The sequence below is a fragment of the Streptomyces melanosporofaciens genome, from assembly GCF_900105695.1.
GTDB lineage: Bacteria > Actinomycetota > Actinomycetes > Streptomycetales > Streptomycetaceae > Streptomyces > Streptomyces antimycoticus.
On the sequence record NZ_FNST01000002.1, the window covers coordinates 872,575 to 887,122 of the forward strand.

Genomic DNA, 14,548 nt, shown 5'->3' on the forward strand with positions numbered 1-14,548 from the left:
CCCGGACCCTAACTCAACGTCACCTCACCCGGCTCAGCTGACGGGTGAGGTGCCCGCCTGTCCGCCGGACAGGTGGAGTGCGGTGATGCCGGTAAGGACAAGATCGACCCCGGCGAGGAACTGCTCGCGGTCGTCGTGCTCGCGCATCTGCTCCGCGACGGCCCGGGTGAACGGATAGTCGTCGGGATCGAGCTCCTGCCATGCCCTCGACGCTGCGTCGAGGAACTCGCCGCGGTCCACGTCGGGCCCCAGACCGCGGCCGTTCGCGGCGTTCTGGCCGGCCGCGCCGAGGATGTAGTGCACCAAAGCGGAGGCCGCCGTGAACTGGCTGCTCTCGGTCCCGCCCAGCGCACGGACCTGCCGGCCGATGCTTTCGAAGATCCGCGGCGTCACCGACCCCCAGGGGCTGCGGGAGAGCTGTGCGGTGAGCTGTGCGGCGAGCCACGGGTGTTCGTCGATCGCGTCGAACAGGCCGAGCGCGACAGCGCGGATCTTCTCCCGCGGCGAGTCCGCGGGCTCGGCGGACTCCGCGGGCTCGGCGGACTCCGCGGGCTCGATGGCCAGAGCGGCGGCCACGACCGCGTCGGTCACGGCGTCGAGCAGCTCGCTCTTGTTCGCCACATGCCAATAGATCGCCCCGGGCCCGGTGGCGAGGCGCTCGGTCAGCGCCCGGAACGTCAGCCCGCCCTCACCGGCCGCGTCGAGCAGCTCGACGGCGGCCTCGACGATGCGCTCCCGGGAGAGCGCCTCTGTGCGCCGCTGTGACCGGCGCGTCCGCGTTGCCATGCCGCGATTTTGACATGCCTGGAGCGTTGTTCCAATATTGGAACGCCATACCAGCCTGGAACGGCGTACCAGAGAGGTCTGCCCAGGGACACCCGCACCGGGCGGAGGCGGCCTCGATCCCGAAGGAGCCACGATGCGCACTCCCGTCACGATCATCGGCGCCGGACTCGGCGGCCTCACCCTGGCCCGCGTCCTGCATGTCCACGGCATCCCGGCCACCGTCTACGAGGCGGAGCCCTCACCGATGGCTCGCGCCCAGGGCGGGATGCTCGACATCCACGACTACAACGGTCAACTGGCCCTGCGGGCGGCCGGTCTGATGGACGAGTTCCGCGGCATCGTCCTGGAGGGCCGCCAGGCCATGCGGGTCCTCGACCGGGACGGGACCGTCCTGCTCGACAAGGCCGACGACGGCACGGGCGGACGCCCCGAGGTACAGCGCGGCGAACTCCGGCAGATCCTGCTCGACTCCCTCCCGGCCGGGACCGTCCGGTGGGGCCACAAGGTCAGCGGCACCCGCGCCCTCGGCGAGGGCCGCCATGAGGTGACCTTCGCCGACGGCAGCACCGTCGCCACCAGCCTGCTGGTCGGCGCGGACGGCGCGTGGTCGCGGGTCCGGCCGCTGCTCTCCGACGCCACACCCGCATACGTCGGCCGGTCGTTCGTCGAGACCTACCTGTTCGGCGCCGACACCCGGCATCCGGCCGCCGCGAAGGCGGTCGGCGGCGGGTCGATGTTCGCGATCGAACCGAGCGGGAACGGCAAGTGGATCGGGGCTCACCGGGAGAGCGGCGAGACCCTTCACACCTACCTGGTGCTGCCCATGCCGCTGGACTGGTTCGCCGCCATCGACTTCACCGACCCCACCGTGGCCACCGCACGGATAGCGCGGGAGTTGGACGGCTGGGCACCGGAACTCACCGCGCTGATCACCGACAGCGACACCGCGCCGGTCCTGCGCCCCCACCACACATTGCCGGTCGGGCACCGCTGGGACCGGGTGCCGGGGGTGACCCTGGTCGGCGACGCCGCCCACCTCGCGGCCCCCAACGGCGAAGGCGCCAACCTGGCCATGCAGGACGGCGCCGAACTCGGCACGGCCCTCGCCGCGCACCCCGACGACATCGAGGCCGCGCTCACCGCATACGAGCAGGCGATGTTCCCCCGCAGCGCCGGGGAGGCCACCGAAGCCGACCGCCTCCACGACCTCATGTCCGGCGAGAACGCACCCCATACCCTCCTCGCCATGCTGACCGAAGGCGAACCGACCCCCTGAGCCACCGGCGCGAGACGGCGCCGCTCAGTCCCTTCGCTCAGCTCAGCCCGTCGCCTCCGCCCACTCCCCCACCGTCGTCACCTCGGCCTGCGACGGGAACACCTTCTCGATGAGCAGCCGGTGGATCTCCGGGTCCGGGTCGTAGCAGGCGTCGGACAGCACCGTGAGCCGGAAGTCGAGGTCGGCGGCCTGCCGCAGCGTGGACAGGACGACGCCGCCGGTCGCGACGCCGGTCAGGACGAGGTGGGTGATGTCGCCGGACCGCAGCACCACATCCAGGTCGCTGCCGGCGAACGCGCTGACCCGCCGTTTGGTGACCACGACCTCGCCCGGCCGGGGCGTGACACCGTCGTGGATGACGATCTTGGGGTCGTCCTCGGTGTAGAGACCAGGCGGCAGGGTGGTGAACACCTTGTTGCGGGCCGACGCCTCGGGACGGCCGGACCGGAAGCCGATGACGACGTACACGACAGGGATTCCGGCACTACGGGCGGCGTCGATCGCCCGGCTCACGCGCGGCACGTAGTCGGGGTCCTGGACCCGGGCCACGATGCCCTCTTGGACGTCCATCACGAGCAGAGCGGTGTTGTTCACGTTCATCAAGCCTTTCGCTGCTGCGGTTGTCGAGCGGAGGAGGAAGCGCCGGAGGAAGAAGCGTCGGCTCCGATACGGCCGAGCGAGCGGTCCACGGCCGTCAGCGCCAGGAACAGGCCGGTGACGGCGAGCATGAACCAGGCCAGGCCGTGCAGCCCGCCGGTGTCGGCGCGGGCGCCGAAGAAGGCGCCGTTGGCGCTGGAGGCGACCATCGCGCCGAGGTAGAGGAAGGTACGGAGCAGCCCCGCCGAGGAGCCCATGCGCTCCGGATCGGCCTGGTGGTACACCGCGTTCTGCAGCGCGAGGTTGATCAGCCCCTGCGGTACGCCGAAGACGAGCGCGACGGTGATCAGCAGCCCCACCGCGCTGTGCGGCTGGAGCAGAAGCAGCAGCGAGCAGCCGGCGATCTGCCCCACGGCGCCCACGAGCAGCTTGCCGCGCACGGCGGTGCGGCGGCCGGTGAGGGTGGACACCGCGATCCCGGTGAGGAACATCGGCAGTTGGGCGAGGCCTGCCTGCGAGGCCGTCAGTCCCCGGCCGTCCTGGAGCCACTGGGTGTAGCCGTACAGGAAGACGTACGAGACGACGGAGACGAGGAGGGCGCGGGCATAGGTGAGCAGCAGGGGTGCGTTGCCGCCGAACACCCGCAGATCGATGAACGGCTCCGCCCCCCGCAGTTCCCGCACCGCGAACCCGGCCGCCGCCACCACCATCAGCACGGGCAGATACCAGCGGTCGGCCCGGGGCTCCATCAGGAAGAGCAGCAGCGAGACGAGCATCGCGGCGAACAGCGCCATCCCCGGCAGGTCCAGCCGGATCTCCTTCGCCGCGCGCGCCTCCCGGGGCGCCTTGGGCAGCCGCCGGGCGCCGAGGAGCAGACCGGCCACCGCGAGGGGGATGTTGACGGCGAACGTGCTGCGCCAGCCGCCCAGCCCGATCAGTACTCCGCCCAGGGGTGGTCCGATGACCGCGACGGTCTGGCTCGCGACCGCGAGCGTGGCGAGGATTCCGGCGGGGCTGTCCTGGCCGGTCCGCCGGGCCTCGCTGCGGATCAGGGACATCGCCGCCGGATAGCCCGCGCAGGTGCCGAACCCGAGCACCACCCGCGAGACGATCAGCGCCCCCATGTTCGGGGCCAGCAGACCGATCAGCCCGGCGATCCCGGTCAGCGTGGCCCCGGCGAGGAAGAGACGGCGCGGCCCGAAGAGATCGATCAGCCGGCCCACGACCGGCTGGCCTATCGCGGTGGCCAGATAGAGCGCCGAGACCAGCCAGGCCGTCTGCGACGGCGGCGCCCCGAACGCGGCGCCGATCGGCACCAACGACACGGAGATGATGGAGGAGTTGACCGGGTTCAGGATCGAACCCAGCATCATCGGCGCGAGGAGCTTACGGTCGAAGGCGCCCCGCGCGGCGGTTTCGGTCTTGCGTCGGGTGAGCCGCTCGATCATGCGCGGCTGAGCTGGTCCAGCAGGGCCAGCGCCTCGAGGATGGTCTTCCGTTCCGCTTCCGTATAGCCGCTCTCCAGGGCCTGGGCGAGCCATTCCTCGCCCGCCCGCCGCTTGTCGTCCAGGTACGCGCTGCCGGTGTCGCTCGTCGAGACCAGTTGCCGCCGCCCGTCATGGGGATCGGGGCGCCGCTGGATCAGCCCGCGCTCCTCCAGCACGGCGAGCGTGGCCGCCATCGACTGCGGCCGTACCCGCTCGGCCGCCGCCAGGGCGCTGGTCGAGGCGGGGCCCTCCTTGCTGAGCCTGCTGAGCACGGACGTCTGCGAGGGGGTGAGCCCCTCGTTGTCGTACGTCTCCCTGAACCGCCGCCGCAGTCGGCCAATCACCACACGGATCTCATGCGCGGCGCGCACGGCGGACGCGGACATGCCGCCAGGGGTCTCTGCCATGCCCGTCACGGTAATTTCTTCAGTCCAGCCTGTCCAGTTTGAACTGGACAGGCTGGGCTGTGTAATTCGACTGTGCCATTACCTGGCCCGCTCCAGCGCCCGCAGGGCCAGCCGCCGCGCGATGCCGACCGCGTCCGCGACCACCGACAGTCCGTTCAGCACCGTGGCGCCCTCGTGGAGCAGCAGCAGTTCGTCCGCCAGCTCGTCGGGGGCCGTCACGCCCGCCTCCTCGCAGAGCTGCCGCAGATATCCGCGCAGCCATCGCTTCTGGTCGGCGATCACCTGCCGGGCCGGGTGCCCGGCGTCCGGCAGTTCGGCCGCCGCGTTCACGAAACCGCAGCCGCGGGGGTTCTCACGGGCCACCCACAGCGCGAGCGCGTCGAACGTGGCCAGGGCGCGGTCCGCCGGGGGCGACTTCTCGACCTCGGCGGTGAGCCATGCCCGCCACCGCTCATCGCGCTCCCGCAGATACGCGGCGACCAGGGCCTCCTTGGAGCCGAAGCGGTCGTACAGCGTCTTCTTGGTGACGCCGGAGCGCTTGGCGATCAGATCCACACCGACCGCGTTGATCCCCTGCCCGTAGAACAGCTCGGCCGCGGTGTCGAGGATGCGGCGCGCGGCGGGGGTGAGCACTCCCGTGGGCGCTTCCATGCCGTGATCACCTCCGGGTCGGGGTTGACGTGTATACCGATCTGTTTAGTCTAGTGGATGAGGGACTAAACAGATCGGTATACCCGGAGCAGACCCCAGATCCAGACCTCAGACCCCGGACCCCAACCAGAGCGAGGACATCCCATGCCCGTCAGCGCCGCCGTCACCTCCATCGGCCTCGTCGTGATGTGGAGTTCCGGCTTCATCGGAGCCGAGCTCGGCACCCGGGAGGCCCCCGCCGACACCCTGCTGATGTGGCGCTTCCTCGCCGCGGCGGCGATCTTGGGGGGCGCCTGGGCGCTGTTCAGGCGCCGCCGACTGCGCCCACGCGCCCTGGCCGAGCAGGCGGCGATCGGCGCGCTCTCGCAGGGCGGCTATCTCGGCGGGATCGTCTGGGCGGTCGGGCTCGGCGTGCCGTCCGGCACCGCCGCGCTGATCGCCGCGTTGCAGCCGCTCGCGGCGGGCGCGCTGGCCGGGCGGCTGCTCGGGGAGACGGTCAGCCCGCGCCAGTGGGCTGGGCTGGCCATCGGGCTCGGCGGGGTCGCGCTCGTCGTCCAGGGCGATCTGTCGGCGGGTCCGGCCGCCGCGCCGGCCTGGGCGTACGGGCTGCCCTTCGCCGCCATGGCGGCGCTGCTGGCCGCGAGCTTCCTCGAACGCAGGGCGCGGGCGCCGCTCGCCCCCGTGGACGCCATACCGCTTCACTGCCTCATCAGTGCCGTGCTGTTCACCGGGGTCGCCCTCGCCGGGGGCCATGCCGCGCCCCCGGCGGGCGGGGGCTTCTGGGCCGCGGTGGTCTGGACGGTGCTGCTCTCCACGGTCGGCGGCTACGGCTTCTACTGGTTGAGCCTGCGCCGCAACGGCGTCACCGGCACCAGCGCGCTGATCTACCTCACGCCCCCGACCACGCTGGTGTGGGCCTACGCGATGTTCGGGGACGCCCCCGGATGGACCGCCCTCGCGGGCATGGCGGTGTGCGTGATCGGCGTGACGGCCGCCACCGTGCGCCGCAGCCCGGATCGGTCAGCGCAGCTCGCGGAGGATCCAGTCCGTGATCGAGCGGTGTCGCGGGTCCCAGCCGAGTAGGTCGCGGGCGCGGCGCGCCCGTACGCGGCTGTTGGAGCCCAGGGCGTGCCGGGCGAACTGAGGGTCCCAGACGTTGTCCGGCGCGTCGGGGTCCCAGGGGCGGGGGCCGGGCAGGCCGAGGGAGCGGGCGACGGCCTCGGCGATCGCGCCGAACGACTCCTCTCCGTTCTCCACGAAGTAGAAGGCGCCCGGGGGTGTCTTCTCCAGCGCGAGGAGGTAGAGGTCGGCGACGTCGTCGACATGGACGGTGGACCAGATGTTGCGGCCGGGGCCGACCTGGCGGACCACTCCACCGGCGCGGGCCTGCCGCACCAGTGCGGCGATCAGGACGCTGTCCCGGCCCGGGCCCCGCCCCTGTCCGTAGATCAGGCTGTCGCACAGCACCGCCGACCGCACCTCCCGCTCGGCCGCGCCGAGCACCAGGCGGTCGTTGGCGACCCGGGCCGCCCGGACGGGGTGGTCGGGCTCCCAGGCCGATCCCGGGTCCAGGAGGCCCTCGTCGTGAACCGCCTCCGACGCCTCGCCCTCCGTGCCGATGCCGACCGTGCTGGAGCCGCTGGTGTGGATCAGCGCCTTGCCCGATCCGGCCAGGGCGGCGATGAGCGTCTCCACGGCCGCGCGGTGGTCGCTGTCGGCCGCGTTGACCACGGCGTCGGCGCGGCGGGCCCGCGCCGCGAGGAGGTCCGCGTCGTCGAGCGAACCCACCACCGGCTCGATGCCCAGCCGGGCGAGCTGCCCGGCCTTGGCCTGATCGCGGGTCAGCCCACTGACGTGGTGGCCTGCCCGGAGCAGGCGGACGGCGACGGTGCCGCCGATGTAGCCGCTCGCGCCGGTGACGAAGACATGCATGGGTGGGTGCCTTTCTGACCGGTCGGCCTCCCTGAGGGGTCGGCCGCCCTGACGGGATCAGTCCGCAGAATCGATCGGCACCCGACGGATCCCCAACGGGTTTTGCCGGGGCGGCAAAGGCCGTCAGCAGCACTGCCAGGTGCACATGGCCTTCTCGAAGCGGCCCGCGGCGAGGTCGTCGGGGCGGATCAGCCAGTACAGCGCGCCGCAGTCGCCCCACATCATGTCCGCGTCCTCGTCGGAGTCGAACTGCGCGAGGAGCACCCAGCGCCCCGCCTCCTCGTCCAGCCGTGGGTCCTCCCACGACACATCCCGTCCGCCCAGCGCGCCATGGGCCACCACGACCTCCACCGCGCCCTGAACGGCCTGGGCATGGCCGCCGATCTGATGGGCCACGCCGCTCTGGTGGTCCCATATCGCCCTCTCGAACGCGTCCGGAAACGCGTCCTCGCCGCACGCGGCGGTCAGCGCGGGCAGATCGAAGTCGGGGGCGCTCGGGGCCATACGGACGGTCAGCGGCAGCTCCGGGTAGGGGGTGAGACCGGCCGGTGCGGGCCGTACGGGCGCGTCGGCGGACGCGGGCGGGAGGTGGAGCACGCGGGCACCGGCCCAGGTGTCCGGGTCGGCGGTGTCGACCAGCGCGTCGTCGTCCTCGTCGCCGTAGTAGAAGAAGGCCAGGCGGCCGTCGGCGGGCAGCGGTATGTCCAGCTCCCCGCCAGGCAGTGCGGCGCAGTCCAGTTCCGCGACGAAACCCAACGGCCCGTGCCCCTCCCACACCGGCCAGTCCGTGCCCTCGGGCAGCCGGGGCAGCCCACCGAGCCGGCCGACGACCGGATCGGCCGCCCCGGCCGGGCGGAGGTGGGCGGCCGGGCGCAGCAGCCCGGTCCAGCGGGCGGCGAGGTCGGCGGGCAGGTGGGTGCGGGCCAGGGTGTGCAGCGCGTCGGGCTCGGTCCTCATGCGGACCATGATGGCGGGGGCCACCGACAGCCGGACCGGGGCGACTGGGACAGGGCGACCGGGGCCCGAGCACGTCGGGGGGTACGGCCCGGCCACGTCGAGGCAGCTCACGGGCGACCTCAGGCCGAGCCCCGCGGGGCGAGTCTTGACGGAAGTCAGACGCAGGTCAAGGAACCGTAAAGCGGGGACGTTCGTTACCCCGGGCATGACCGCTATGACACCCGGCTCGAACCTCCCCCTCTCCGTCGCGCGCGTGGCGGTTGACGTCACCGCTCCGGTGCGGCTCGACGTATCGGGCCTGCTGCTCACCGCCAACGGCAAGGTGCGCTCCGACGACGACTTCGTCTTCTACAACCAGCCCGCAGGACCCGGGGTGACCCATCGCGCCGGTGCGGCGGGCGCGGGCGACACCATCACCGTGGACACCGCCGCCGTCCCCGCCGACATCGAGAAGATCGTGGTGACCGCGAGTCTGGACGCGCCCGGGGCGACGTTCGCGGGCACCGAGCCGACCGCCACCGTGCGCGGCGCCGACGACGGCGCGGTGATCGCCTCCTTCACCCCGCCGCAGCTGGGCAGCGAGACCGCGCTGGTGATCGTGGAGGTCTACCGGCGCAATGGGGCGTGGAAGGTGCGCGCGGTCGGGCAGGGGTATGCCAACGGCCTGGCGGGCATCGCCACCGACTTCGGGGTGTCGGTCGAGGAGCCCGCCGCCCCCGCCGCCCAGGCGCCGGCCCCGCCGAGCGGCCCGCCCGCCGGTTTCCAGCCCCCGCCGCCTATGCCGGCCGCCCCGCCGGCCGCCGCCCCTGCCGCGCCGCCCGCCGCCGCACCGGCCCCGGCCAGCGGGAAGATCAACCTGGACAAGGGCCGCGTCAGCCTGCAGAAGAACCAGACGGTGTCGCTGGTCAAGGGCGGCCGTCCGTTGCTCAGCTCAGTGAAGATGGGCCTGGGCTGGGAGCCCGCCTTCCGCGGCAAGGACATCGACCTGGACGCGTCCGTGATCGCCTTCGGTGTCGACCGCAAGAAGATCGACGCCTGCTTCTTCGGCAAGCTGGCCATCCTCAACGGCGCCATTCAGCACTCCGGCGACAACCTCACCGGTGAGGGCGGAGGCGACGACGAGTCCATCACCGTCCACCTCGGCGGCCTCCCGCCCGAGGTCACCGGCCTGGTCTTCACGGTCAACTCCTTCTCCGGCCAGAAGTTCACCGATGTGGCCAAGGCGTACTGCCGCCTGCTCGACGCCCAGTCCGGCGAGGAGCTGGTCCGCTTCGACCTCACCCACGCCGAGCCGCGCACGGGTGTGATGATGGCGAAGCTGATCAAGCAGTTCTCGGGCGAGTGGGAGATGACCGCGATGGGTGAGTACGTGGACTCACGCACCGTGCGCGGCATGGCCAAGCCCGCCGGGAAGGCCCTCTGACACCCGGCCGGGACCGGAGCCGGGGACAGAGACGGGGTCGAGGTCGCCCGACAGCCCGGCCACGCGGGCCAGGCGCCGGTACGAATCCAGCAGGGCCTCGCGGTCGTAGGTGCTCGTGGTGACCAGCACCTCGTCGGCGTCGCTGCGCTCGATCAGCTCGTCGAGCGCGGCGGCGACCTCGTCCTCCGTGCCGTACAACTGGCCGCGCAGGCCCCGCTCGTAGAAGCCGCGCTCCTTCTCGGTCATCTCCCGGGCCTCGATCTCCGCAGCCGGGGCCAGCGGCGGGAAGACGCCGTGGGTGCGGGAGTAGGCCATCGCCCATGCCTCGGGGAGCAGCAGCCTGCGGGCCTCCTCCGCCGTGCCGGCGACCGCGACATTGCCCGAGACGACGACATACGGGGCGGAGGACCACGCCGAGGGGCGGAAGCCCGCGCGGTAGCGGTCGATCGCGCGCAGCATCTCGTCCCGGCCCCGCAGATCGCCGATCACCAGGGACAGCCCGGCCCGCGCCGCCACATCCGCGCCCGCGCCGGTGGCCAGGACGAAGACGGGCGGCCGCAGCCCCTCCGCCGGGTGGGCGTGCACCTGGGGGTAGGCGCCTTGCTCGCCGGTGAACCAGCCGAGCAGCTCGTCCAGTTGGGCGCCGAAGTCCTGCGCGGCGTCCTTCTCGGTGCCCAGGGCGCGGCGGATACCGTCGGTGAAGCCGACGGAGCGGCCCAGGCCCATGTCGATCCGGCCCGGGAAGAGGGATTCGAGCACCCCGAACTGCTCCGCGACGACCAGCGGGCGGTGGTTCGGCAGCATCACCCCGCCCGTGCCCACCCGGATGCGGACCGTCGCCGCCGCGACGGCGGACGCCAGCACCGTGGGCGCCGAACCGGCGACGCCGGGCACGCTGTGGTGCTCGGAGACCCAGAAGCGGTGATAGCCCAGGGCCTCGGCCTGCTGGGCGAACCGTACGGTGTCGCGCAGCGCCTGCGACCGCTCCCGGCCCTGGCGGGTGCGGGAGCGGTCCAGGATGGAGAAGGGGGTGGTGCGCAGGCGTGAGGTCACCCCCACGTCAACGCATCCCCCGGCCGGGAGGATTCCCCCCGGCCCTCTCGTCACTTCGGCCCATCGTCACTTCGGCCCGATCGACCTGCGTCAGCGCTGGCGGCGCCAGGGGCCGGTGATCGCGAGCATGATGCCCGGCACCTGGATGTTGGCGTAGAGCGTCGATCCGTCGGGCGAGAAGACCACGCCGGTGAACTCGCTGAACTCCGGCTCCTCCGCGGTGCCGATGTTCAGGTCGTTGCGCGCGATCGGGTACGTCCGGCCGTCCTCGGTGGCGCCGAAGAGGTGCTGGATGCCCTCGCCGTCCTCGGCGATGACCAGACCGCCGTACGGCGAGACGGTGATGTTGTCCGGCCCGTCGAAGGCGCCGTCCTTCGACGGGTCGGGGTTGACGCCGAGCAGCACCTTGAGGGTGAGGGTGCGGCGCTTGGGGTCGTAGAACCAGACCTGGCCGTCGTGCTGGACCGGGCTCTCCTCACGGGCGAACGAGGAGACGATGTACGCGCCGCCATCGGCCCACCACATGCCCTCGAGCTTGCGCGCCCGGGTGATCTCACCGTCCTTGAACTGCTTGCGCACCGACACGGTCTTCGCGTCGCGGTCCGGCACCGTCTCCCAGTCCACGCCGTAGACCGTGCCGGTCTTGGTGGCGCGGGACAGGTCGTCCACGAAGTTGCCGCCCGAGTCGTAGCACTTGGGGGCCTGGAGCACGCCCGCGTCGTCCTTGAGCCGGTCGAGCTTGCCGCGGCCGTGCTCGAAGCCGTGCGGCGGCACCCAGCGGTAGAGGAGGCCATTCGGGCCGGAGGCGTCCTCGGTGAGGTAGAGGTGGCCGCGCCCCGGGTCCACGACGACGGCCTCGTGGGCGTACCGGCCCAGGGCCTTGATCGGCTTCGGGTCGCGGTTGGCCTTCCGGTCGTGCGGGTCGACCTCGAAGACGTAGCCGTGGTCCTTGGTCATGCCGTTCTGGCCGGCCTTGTCCTCGGTCTCCTCGCAGGTCAGCCAGGTGCCCCAGGGGGTGCGTCCACCGGCGCAGTTGGTGGCGGTGCCCGCGATGCCGACCCACTCGGTGACATGGTCTCCGTGCTTGGAGACCTCGACGACGGTGCAGCCGCCGGAGGCCGCCGGGTCGTAGACCAGCCCCTCGATCAGCGGGACCGGGTGCGGCCAGTCGCTGCGGGGACCGGCCAGCTCGTGATTGTTGACCAGCAGCGTCGCACCGCGCGAACCCTCGAAGGTGGCGGTGCCGTCGTGGTTGGACGGGGTGGACTCGCCGGACTCCAGCTTTGTCTCACCGGTGCGAGTGATGATCTTGTAGCGGAACCCCTTGGGCAGCGCCAGGATGCCCTTGGGATCCTCGACGAGCGGACCGTAGCCGAGCGACGCGCCGCCGTGCCCATGGTGGCCCGCAACGCCCGCGGCGCCCGCGTCGGTCGCCTCAGCGGCGAGCGCGCCGGGGGCGGTGGCGAGCACCCCCGCGCTTCCGACCAGGGCAACCCCGGCCCCGGTGTACGCGGAACGCTTCGCGAAGTCTCTTCGGCTGAGCGACATGTCTTCTCCTGAACGCAGGATGGTGGCCTCCGACTGCGGCCATACGTTCCCGCCCCAGGCCGAACATCAGTTGAACGGAGCGCGACATCAAGGGACGAATGACCGCCGACCCCCTATACGGAGCGTAGGCCGATACGGCTCTGGTCAGCGCGCAACCTTCCGGCCGCGCGGCGGGGGCGGGCCCCTCGCGGGCCCGGCGCCGCGCGCGTGGCCTCCGGCGCGGCGGAGGGGGCGTGCCGCCCGGCGGCACGCCCGCCCAGCGGGCGGAGGCCCGCACCGGGCCGCGACACACAAGCGCCGCCCGGCCCCGGGACGGGGCCAGCCCCCCCTGCGCCCACGCCCACGCCAGGGGGTACCCGGCGGATCTTTCCCCTCCCCGCCCCTTCCCGATACCAGGGGGCTCCGCCCCTGGACCCCGGGGGCCGCGGCGGAACCGCATAGCGATGCCGCGGGAAAGCGCAGAGACGCCAGCCGCCCCCGACCGCACCCGTCACCAGGGCTCCACCCCCGAACCCCGGGGTTCGGGGTCCGGGGTCCGGCACAGAGCGCCACCACGCGACGGAGCCGCACATCGGTGCCACGAGAAGGCGCGGGCACGGGCACAGCCTGCCCGACCGCGCCCCTCACCAGGGCTTCGCCCCGGGACCTCGGGGTCTGGGGCGGAGCCCCGGTTTCGGGAAGGGGCGGGGAGGGGAACAGCCCGCCGCAGGCGGCAAGATCCGGCGCCTGCGGCCACGGTGAAGCCCCCGCGTGGCTATGCCCTTGAGCGGGCCTTGAAGGCCGCCTTGCGGGCCTCCTTGGCGGCCTGCTTGTCCGGGTGCAGCCGGCCCATCGCCTCCAGGACTTCCGCGGTCGCCGGGTGGTCCACCCGCCACGCCGAGTCGAAGAAGCTCCCGGACTGGTCGACCAGGCCGCGCACCAGGTCCCGCAGCTCCGCCGAGTCGCCCTCGGTGGCGAGCTGGGCCGCGAGGGTGTCCACGGTCAGCCAGAAGACCATCGCCTCCGACGGCTCCGGGACGCCCGCCACCCCGTGCTCGGCCAGCCAGACCCGGGCCAGCCCGCCCAGGTGGCGGTCGTCGAGCACCTCGCGCAGGGCGGGCTCGGCCTCGGTACCGACCAGCGAGAGCGTCTGCTGGCAGGTGAGGCGGCGCAGCGGTGCGCCCTCGTCGTCGCCGCGGGCGGCGGCGAGCAGCTCGCGGGCGGCCTCCTCGGGCGTATGGCGGGCCAGCCACTGCTCGGCCTCGGCCTGCGCGGCGGGCTCGGGATGGCCGGGGAGCGCGTCGAGCAGGATGTCGGCGCCCTTGTCGGCCAGGTCGCCGACGGCCGGGGCGTCGATGCCCGCCTCGATCATCCGGGCCCGTACGGCGTAGATGCCGAGCGGGGTGAGTCGCACCATGCCGTAGCGGGAGACGTCCTCGTCCTCCAGCTCCTCGGCGGTCTCGGGCTCCTGGATCCGGCCCTCGCCGTCGACCTCCTGGATCAGCGCCTCGTCCACCGGCTGGTAGTCGATGAGACCGGTCGGGGCGAGCAGCCGGAACTGGTCGTCCAGCCGCACCATCGCCTCGGAGACCTCTTCGAGGATGTCGTCGGTGGGCTCGTCCATGTCCTCGGGGACGATCATGGAGGCGGCCAGCGCGGGCAGCGGTACGGAGGCCGCGGCGGCCTCCTCGTCCAGGGCGGTCAGCAGATAGAGGTTGCCCAGCACCCCGTCGAGGAACTCGGCCTCCTCCTCCGGGTTCCAGTCGATCGCGTCGAGGTCGAGCTCACCGCCCTCGCTGATCTGGGCGGCGATGTCGCCCAGGTCGGGGGCGGCGGCGTCGGCCAGCACCGTCTCGAAGCCGTCGAGCCAGATGTCCAGGATGTCGCGGGGGCCGCCCTCGGTGATCAGGCGCAGCTCCTCGCCGCTGATCGCGAGGGCGGAGAACTCGTCCCCGAGCGGCGCCGCGCCGTCCGCGCCGTCGCCGTCACCCTTACCGTCGCCGTCGCCATCAGAGCCCGCGGCCGCCGCGGCGGCCGACGCCTCCTCGGACTCGTCGATCTCGACCAGCCCGGTGTCGACGGCGAGCTGCCACGCCTGCGCCGTGTGCTCGGGCCCGTCCTCGTCCCCCGACAGCCCCAGCAGCTCGATCGCCGCCCGCAGCTCGCTCTCCGGCAGCACCCCGCCCGACGCCACCGGCTTCCCCGGCTCGGCCCAGCGGGCGAGCCGGACCGCGCGGGCGAGGAGCGGCGCGGCGAGTGCGTCCCGCGCGAGTTCCGCGTCGGTGCGAAGCCGCACGGGCGGCATGGTGGGGCGCTCTTCTGGCATGGGCGGACGTCACTCCTCGGGGCGCGGAAGTCGCGGGGCTGTGGGGCTATGGGGCTGTGGGGGCTGTGGAGCTATGAGGCTATGGGTCTCAGGACCCCGCTGTGGAGCCATGGGGGTACGGGTATG

The 14,548-nt window shown here is 72.8% G+C and carries 13 protein-coding genes; 3 read left to right on the forward strand and 10 right to left on the reverse strand.

Annotation, left to right across the window (positions count from 1 at the left end; all coding sequences use genetic code 11):
- Positions 1-33 precede the first annotated feature (33 nt).
- On the reverse strand, positions 34-786 hold the full coding sequence (locus tag BLV72_RS06510) for a TetR/AcrR family transcriptional regulator (protein ID WP_093460883.1): 753 nt from the start codon (positions 784-786) through the stop codon (positions 34-36).
- Positions 787-919: 133 nt separating this feature from the next.
- Here BLV72_RS06510 and BLV72_RS06515 point away from each other — a divergent pair, with 133 nt between their 5' ends.
- Complete coding sequence (locus tag BLV72_RS06515; protein WP_093460884.1) at positions 920-2,062, forward strand: FAD-dependent oxidoreductase; 1,143 nt, start codon at positions 920-922, stop codon at positions 2,060-2,062.
- 42 nt (positions 2,063-2,104) lie between these two features.
- On the opposite strand, the gene BLV72_RS06520 is transcribed toward BLV72_RS06515, so the two are convergent.
- The 4 genes from BLV72_RS06520 to BLV72_RS06535 all read right to left on the reverse strand — a co-directional run bounded on the left by BLV72_RS06520 (position 2,105) and on the right by BLV72_RS06535 (position 5,204).
- Positions 2,105-2,662: a cysteine hydrolase family protein gene (locus BLV72_RS06520; protein ID WP_425288356.1), complete on the reverse strand. Its 558-nt coding sequence runs from the start codon at positions 2,660-2,662 to the stop codon at positions 2,105-2,107.
- Complete coding sequence (locus tag BLV72_RS06525) at positions 2,662-4,107, reverse strand: MFS transporter (protein ID WP_093460886.1); 1,446 nt, start codon at positions 4,105-4,107, stop codon at positions 2,662-2,664. The genes BLV72_RS06520 and BLV72_RS06525 overlap by 1 nt, the downstream gene beginning before the upstream one ends.
- Positions 4,104-4,553, reverse strand: coding sequence for a MarR family winged helix-turn-helix transcriptional regulator (locus tag BLV72_RS06530; protein ID WP_093470209.1), 450 nt, complete (start codon positions 4,551-4,553; stop codon positions 4,104-4,106). Before BLV72_RS06530 ends, BLV72_RS06525 begins: the two co-directional genes overlap by 4 nt.
- A 78-nt stretch (positions 4,554-4,631) precedes the next feature.
- Complete coding sequence (locus BLV72_RS06535) at positions 4,632-5,204, reverse strand: TetR/AcrR family transcriptional regulator (RefSeq protein WP_093460888.1); 573 nt, start codon at positions 5,202-5,204, stop codon at positions 4,632-4,634.
- Positions 5,205-5,348: 144 nt separating this feature from the next.
- Between BLV72_RS06535 and BLV72_RS06540 the strand changes: the two genes are divergently transcribed.
- Positions 5,349-6,287: a DMT family transporter gene (locus BLV72_RS06540; RefSeq protein WP_093460889.1), complete on the forward strand. Its 939-nt coding sequence runs from the start codon at positions 5,349-5,351 to the stop codon at positions 6,285-6,287.
- Here the strand turns inward: BLV72_RS06540 and BLV72_RS06545 are convergent.
- Both BLV72_RS06545 and BLV72_RS06550 read right to left on the reverse strand, forming a co-directional pair.
- Positions 6,225-7,136 carry an NAD-dependent epimerase/dehydratase family protein gene (locus BLV72_RS06545; RefSeq protein ID WP_093460891.1) on the reverse strand — a complete coding sequence of 304 codons (912 nt, stop codon included), beginning with the start codon at positions 7,134-7,136 and terminating at the stop codon, positions 6,225-6,227. The genes BLV72_RS06540 and BLV72_RS06545 overlap by 63 nt on opposite strands.
- A 123-nt stretch (positions 7,137-7,259) precedes the next feature.
- Positions 7,260-8,093, reverse strand: coding sequence for a YwqG family protein (locus tag BLV72_RS06550; RefSeq protein WP_093470210.1), 834 nt, complete (start codon positions 8,091-8,093; stop codon positions 7,260-7,262).
- Positions 8,094-8,307: 214 nt separating this feature from the next.
- Here BLV72_RS06550 and BLV72_RS06555 point away from each other — a divergent pair, with 214 nt between their 5' ends.
- Entirely contained in the window at positions 8,308-9,516 is a 1,209-nt protein-coding gene (locus BLV72_RS06555; protein WP_093470211.1) for a TerD family protein, read from the forward strand.
- Here the strand turns inward: BLV72_RS06555 and BLV72_RS06560 are convergent.
- The 3 genes from BLV72_RS06560 to BLV72_RS06570 form a co-directional block, all read right to left on the reverse strand.
- Positions 9,469-10,569, reverse strand: coding sequence for an LLM class flavin-dependent oxidoreductase (locus BLV72_RS06560; RefSeq protein WP_244321376.1), 1,101 nt, complete (start codon positions 10,567-10,569; stop codon positions 9,469-9,471). The genes BLV72_RS06555 and BLV72_RS06560 overlap by 48 nt on opposite strands.
- A 90-nt stretch (positions 10,570-10,659) precedes the next feature.
- A complete protein-coding gene (locus BLV72_RS06565) occupies positions 10,660-12,117 on the reverse strand; it encodes an alkaline phosphatase PhoX (protein ID WP_093460892.1) in 1,458 nt (485 codons plus the stop codon).
- Between the two features lie 754 nt (positions 12,118-12,871).
- Positions 12,872-14,422, reverse strand: coding sequence for a hypothetical protein (locus tag BLV72_RS06570; protein WP_093460894.1), 1,551 nt, complete (start codon positions 14,420-14,422; stop codon positions 12,872-12,874).
- Between the last annotated feature and the right edge of the window lie 126 nt (positions 14,423-14,548).

Excerpts from the sequence above, each read along its gene's own strand:
- BLV72_RS06510 (WP_093460883.1), bottom strand. The coding sequence starts at position 786 with ATGGCAACGCGGACGCGCCGGTCACAGCGGCGCACAGAGGCGCTCTCC.
- BLV72_RS06530 (WP_093470209.1), bottom strand. The coding sequence starts at position 4,553 with ATGGCAGAGACCCCTGGCGGCATGTCCGCGTCCGCCGTGCGCGCCGCG.
- BLV72_RS06555 (WP_093470211.1), top strand. The coding sequence starts at position 8,308 with ATGACACCCGGCTCGAACCTCCCCCTCTCCGTCGCGCGCGTGGCGGTT.
- BLV72_RS06520 (WP_425288356.1), bottom strand. The coding sequence starts at position 2,662 with ATGAACGTGAACAACACCGCTCTGCTCGTGATGGACGTCCAAGAGGGC.
- BLV72_RS06570 (WP_093460894.1), bottom strand. The coding sequence starts at position 14,422 with ATGCCAGAAGAGCGCCCCACCATGCCGCCCGTGCGGCTTCGCACCGAC.
- BLV72_RS06535 (WP_093460888.1), bottom strand. The coding sequence starts at position 5,204 with ATGGAAGCGCCCACGGGAGTGCTCACCCCCGCCGCGCGCCGCATCCTC.
- BLV72_RS06525 (WP_093460886.1), bottom strand. The coding sequence starts at position 4,107 with ATGATCGAGCGGCTCACCCGACGCAAGACCGAAACCGCCGCGCGGGGC.
- BLV72_RS06540 (WP_093460889.1), top strand. The coding sequence starts at position 5,349 with ATGCCCGTCAGCGCCGCCGTCACCTCCATCGGCCTCGTCGTGATGTGG.
- BLV72_RS06550 (WP_093470210.1), bottom strand. The coding sequence starts at position 8,093 with ATGAGGACCGAGCCCGACGCGCTGCACACCCTGGCCCGCACCCACCTG.
- BLV72_RS06545 (WP_093460891.1), bottom strand. The coding sequence starts at position 7,136 with ATGCATGTCTTCGTCACCGGCGCGAGCGGCTACATCGGCGGCACCGTC.
- BLV72_RS06565 (WP_093460892.1), bottom strand. The coding sequence starts at position 12,117 with ATGTCGCTCAGCCGAAGAGACTTCGCGAAGCGTTCCGCGTACACCGGG.
- BLV72_RS06515 (WP_093460884.1), top strand. The coding sequence starts at position 920 with ATGCGCACTCCCGTCACGATCATCGGCGCCGGACTCGGCGGCCTCACC.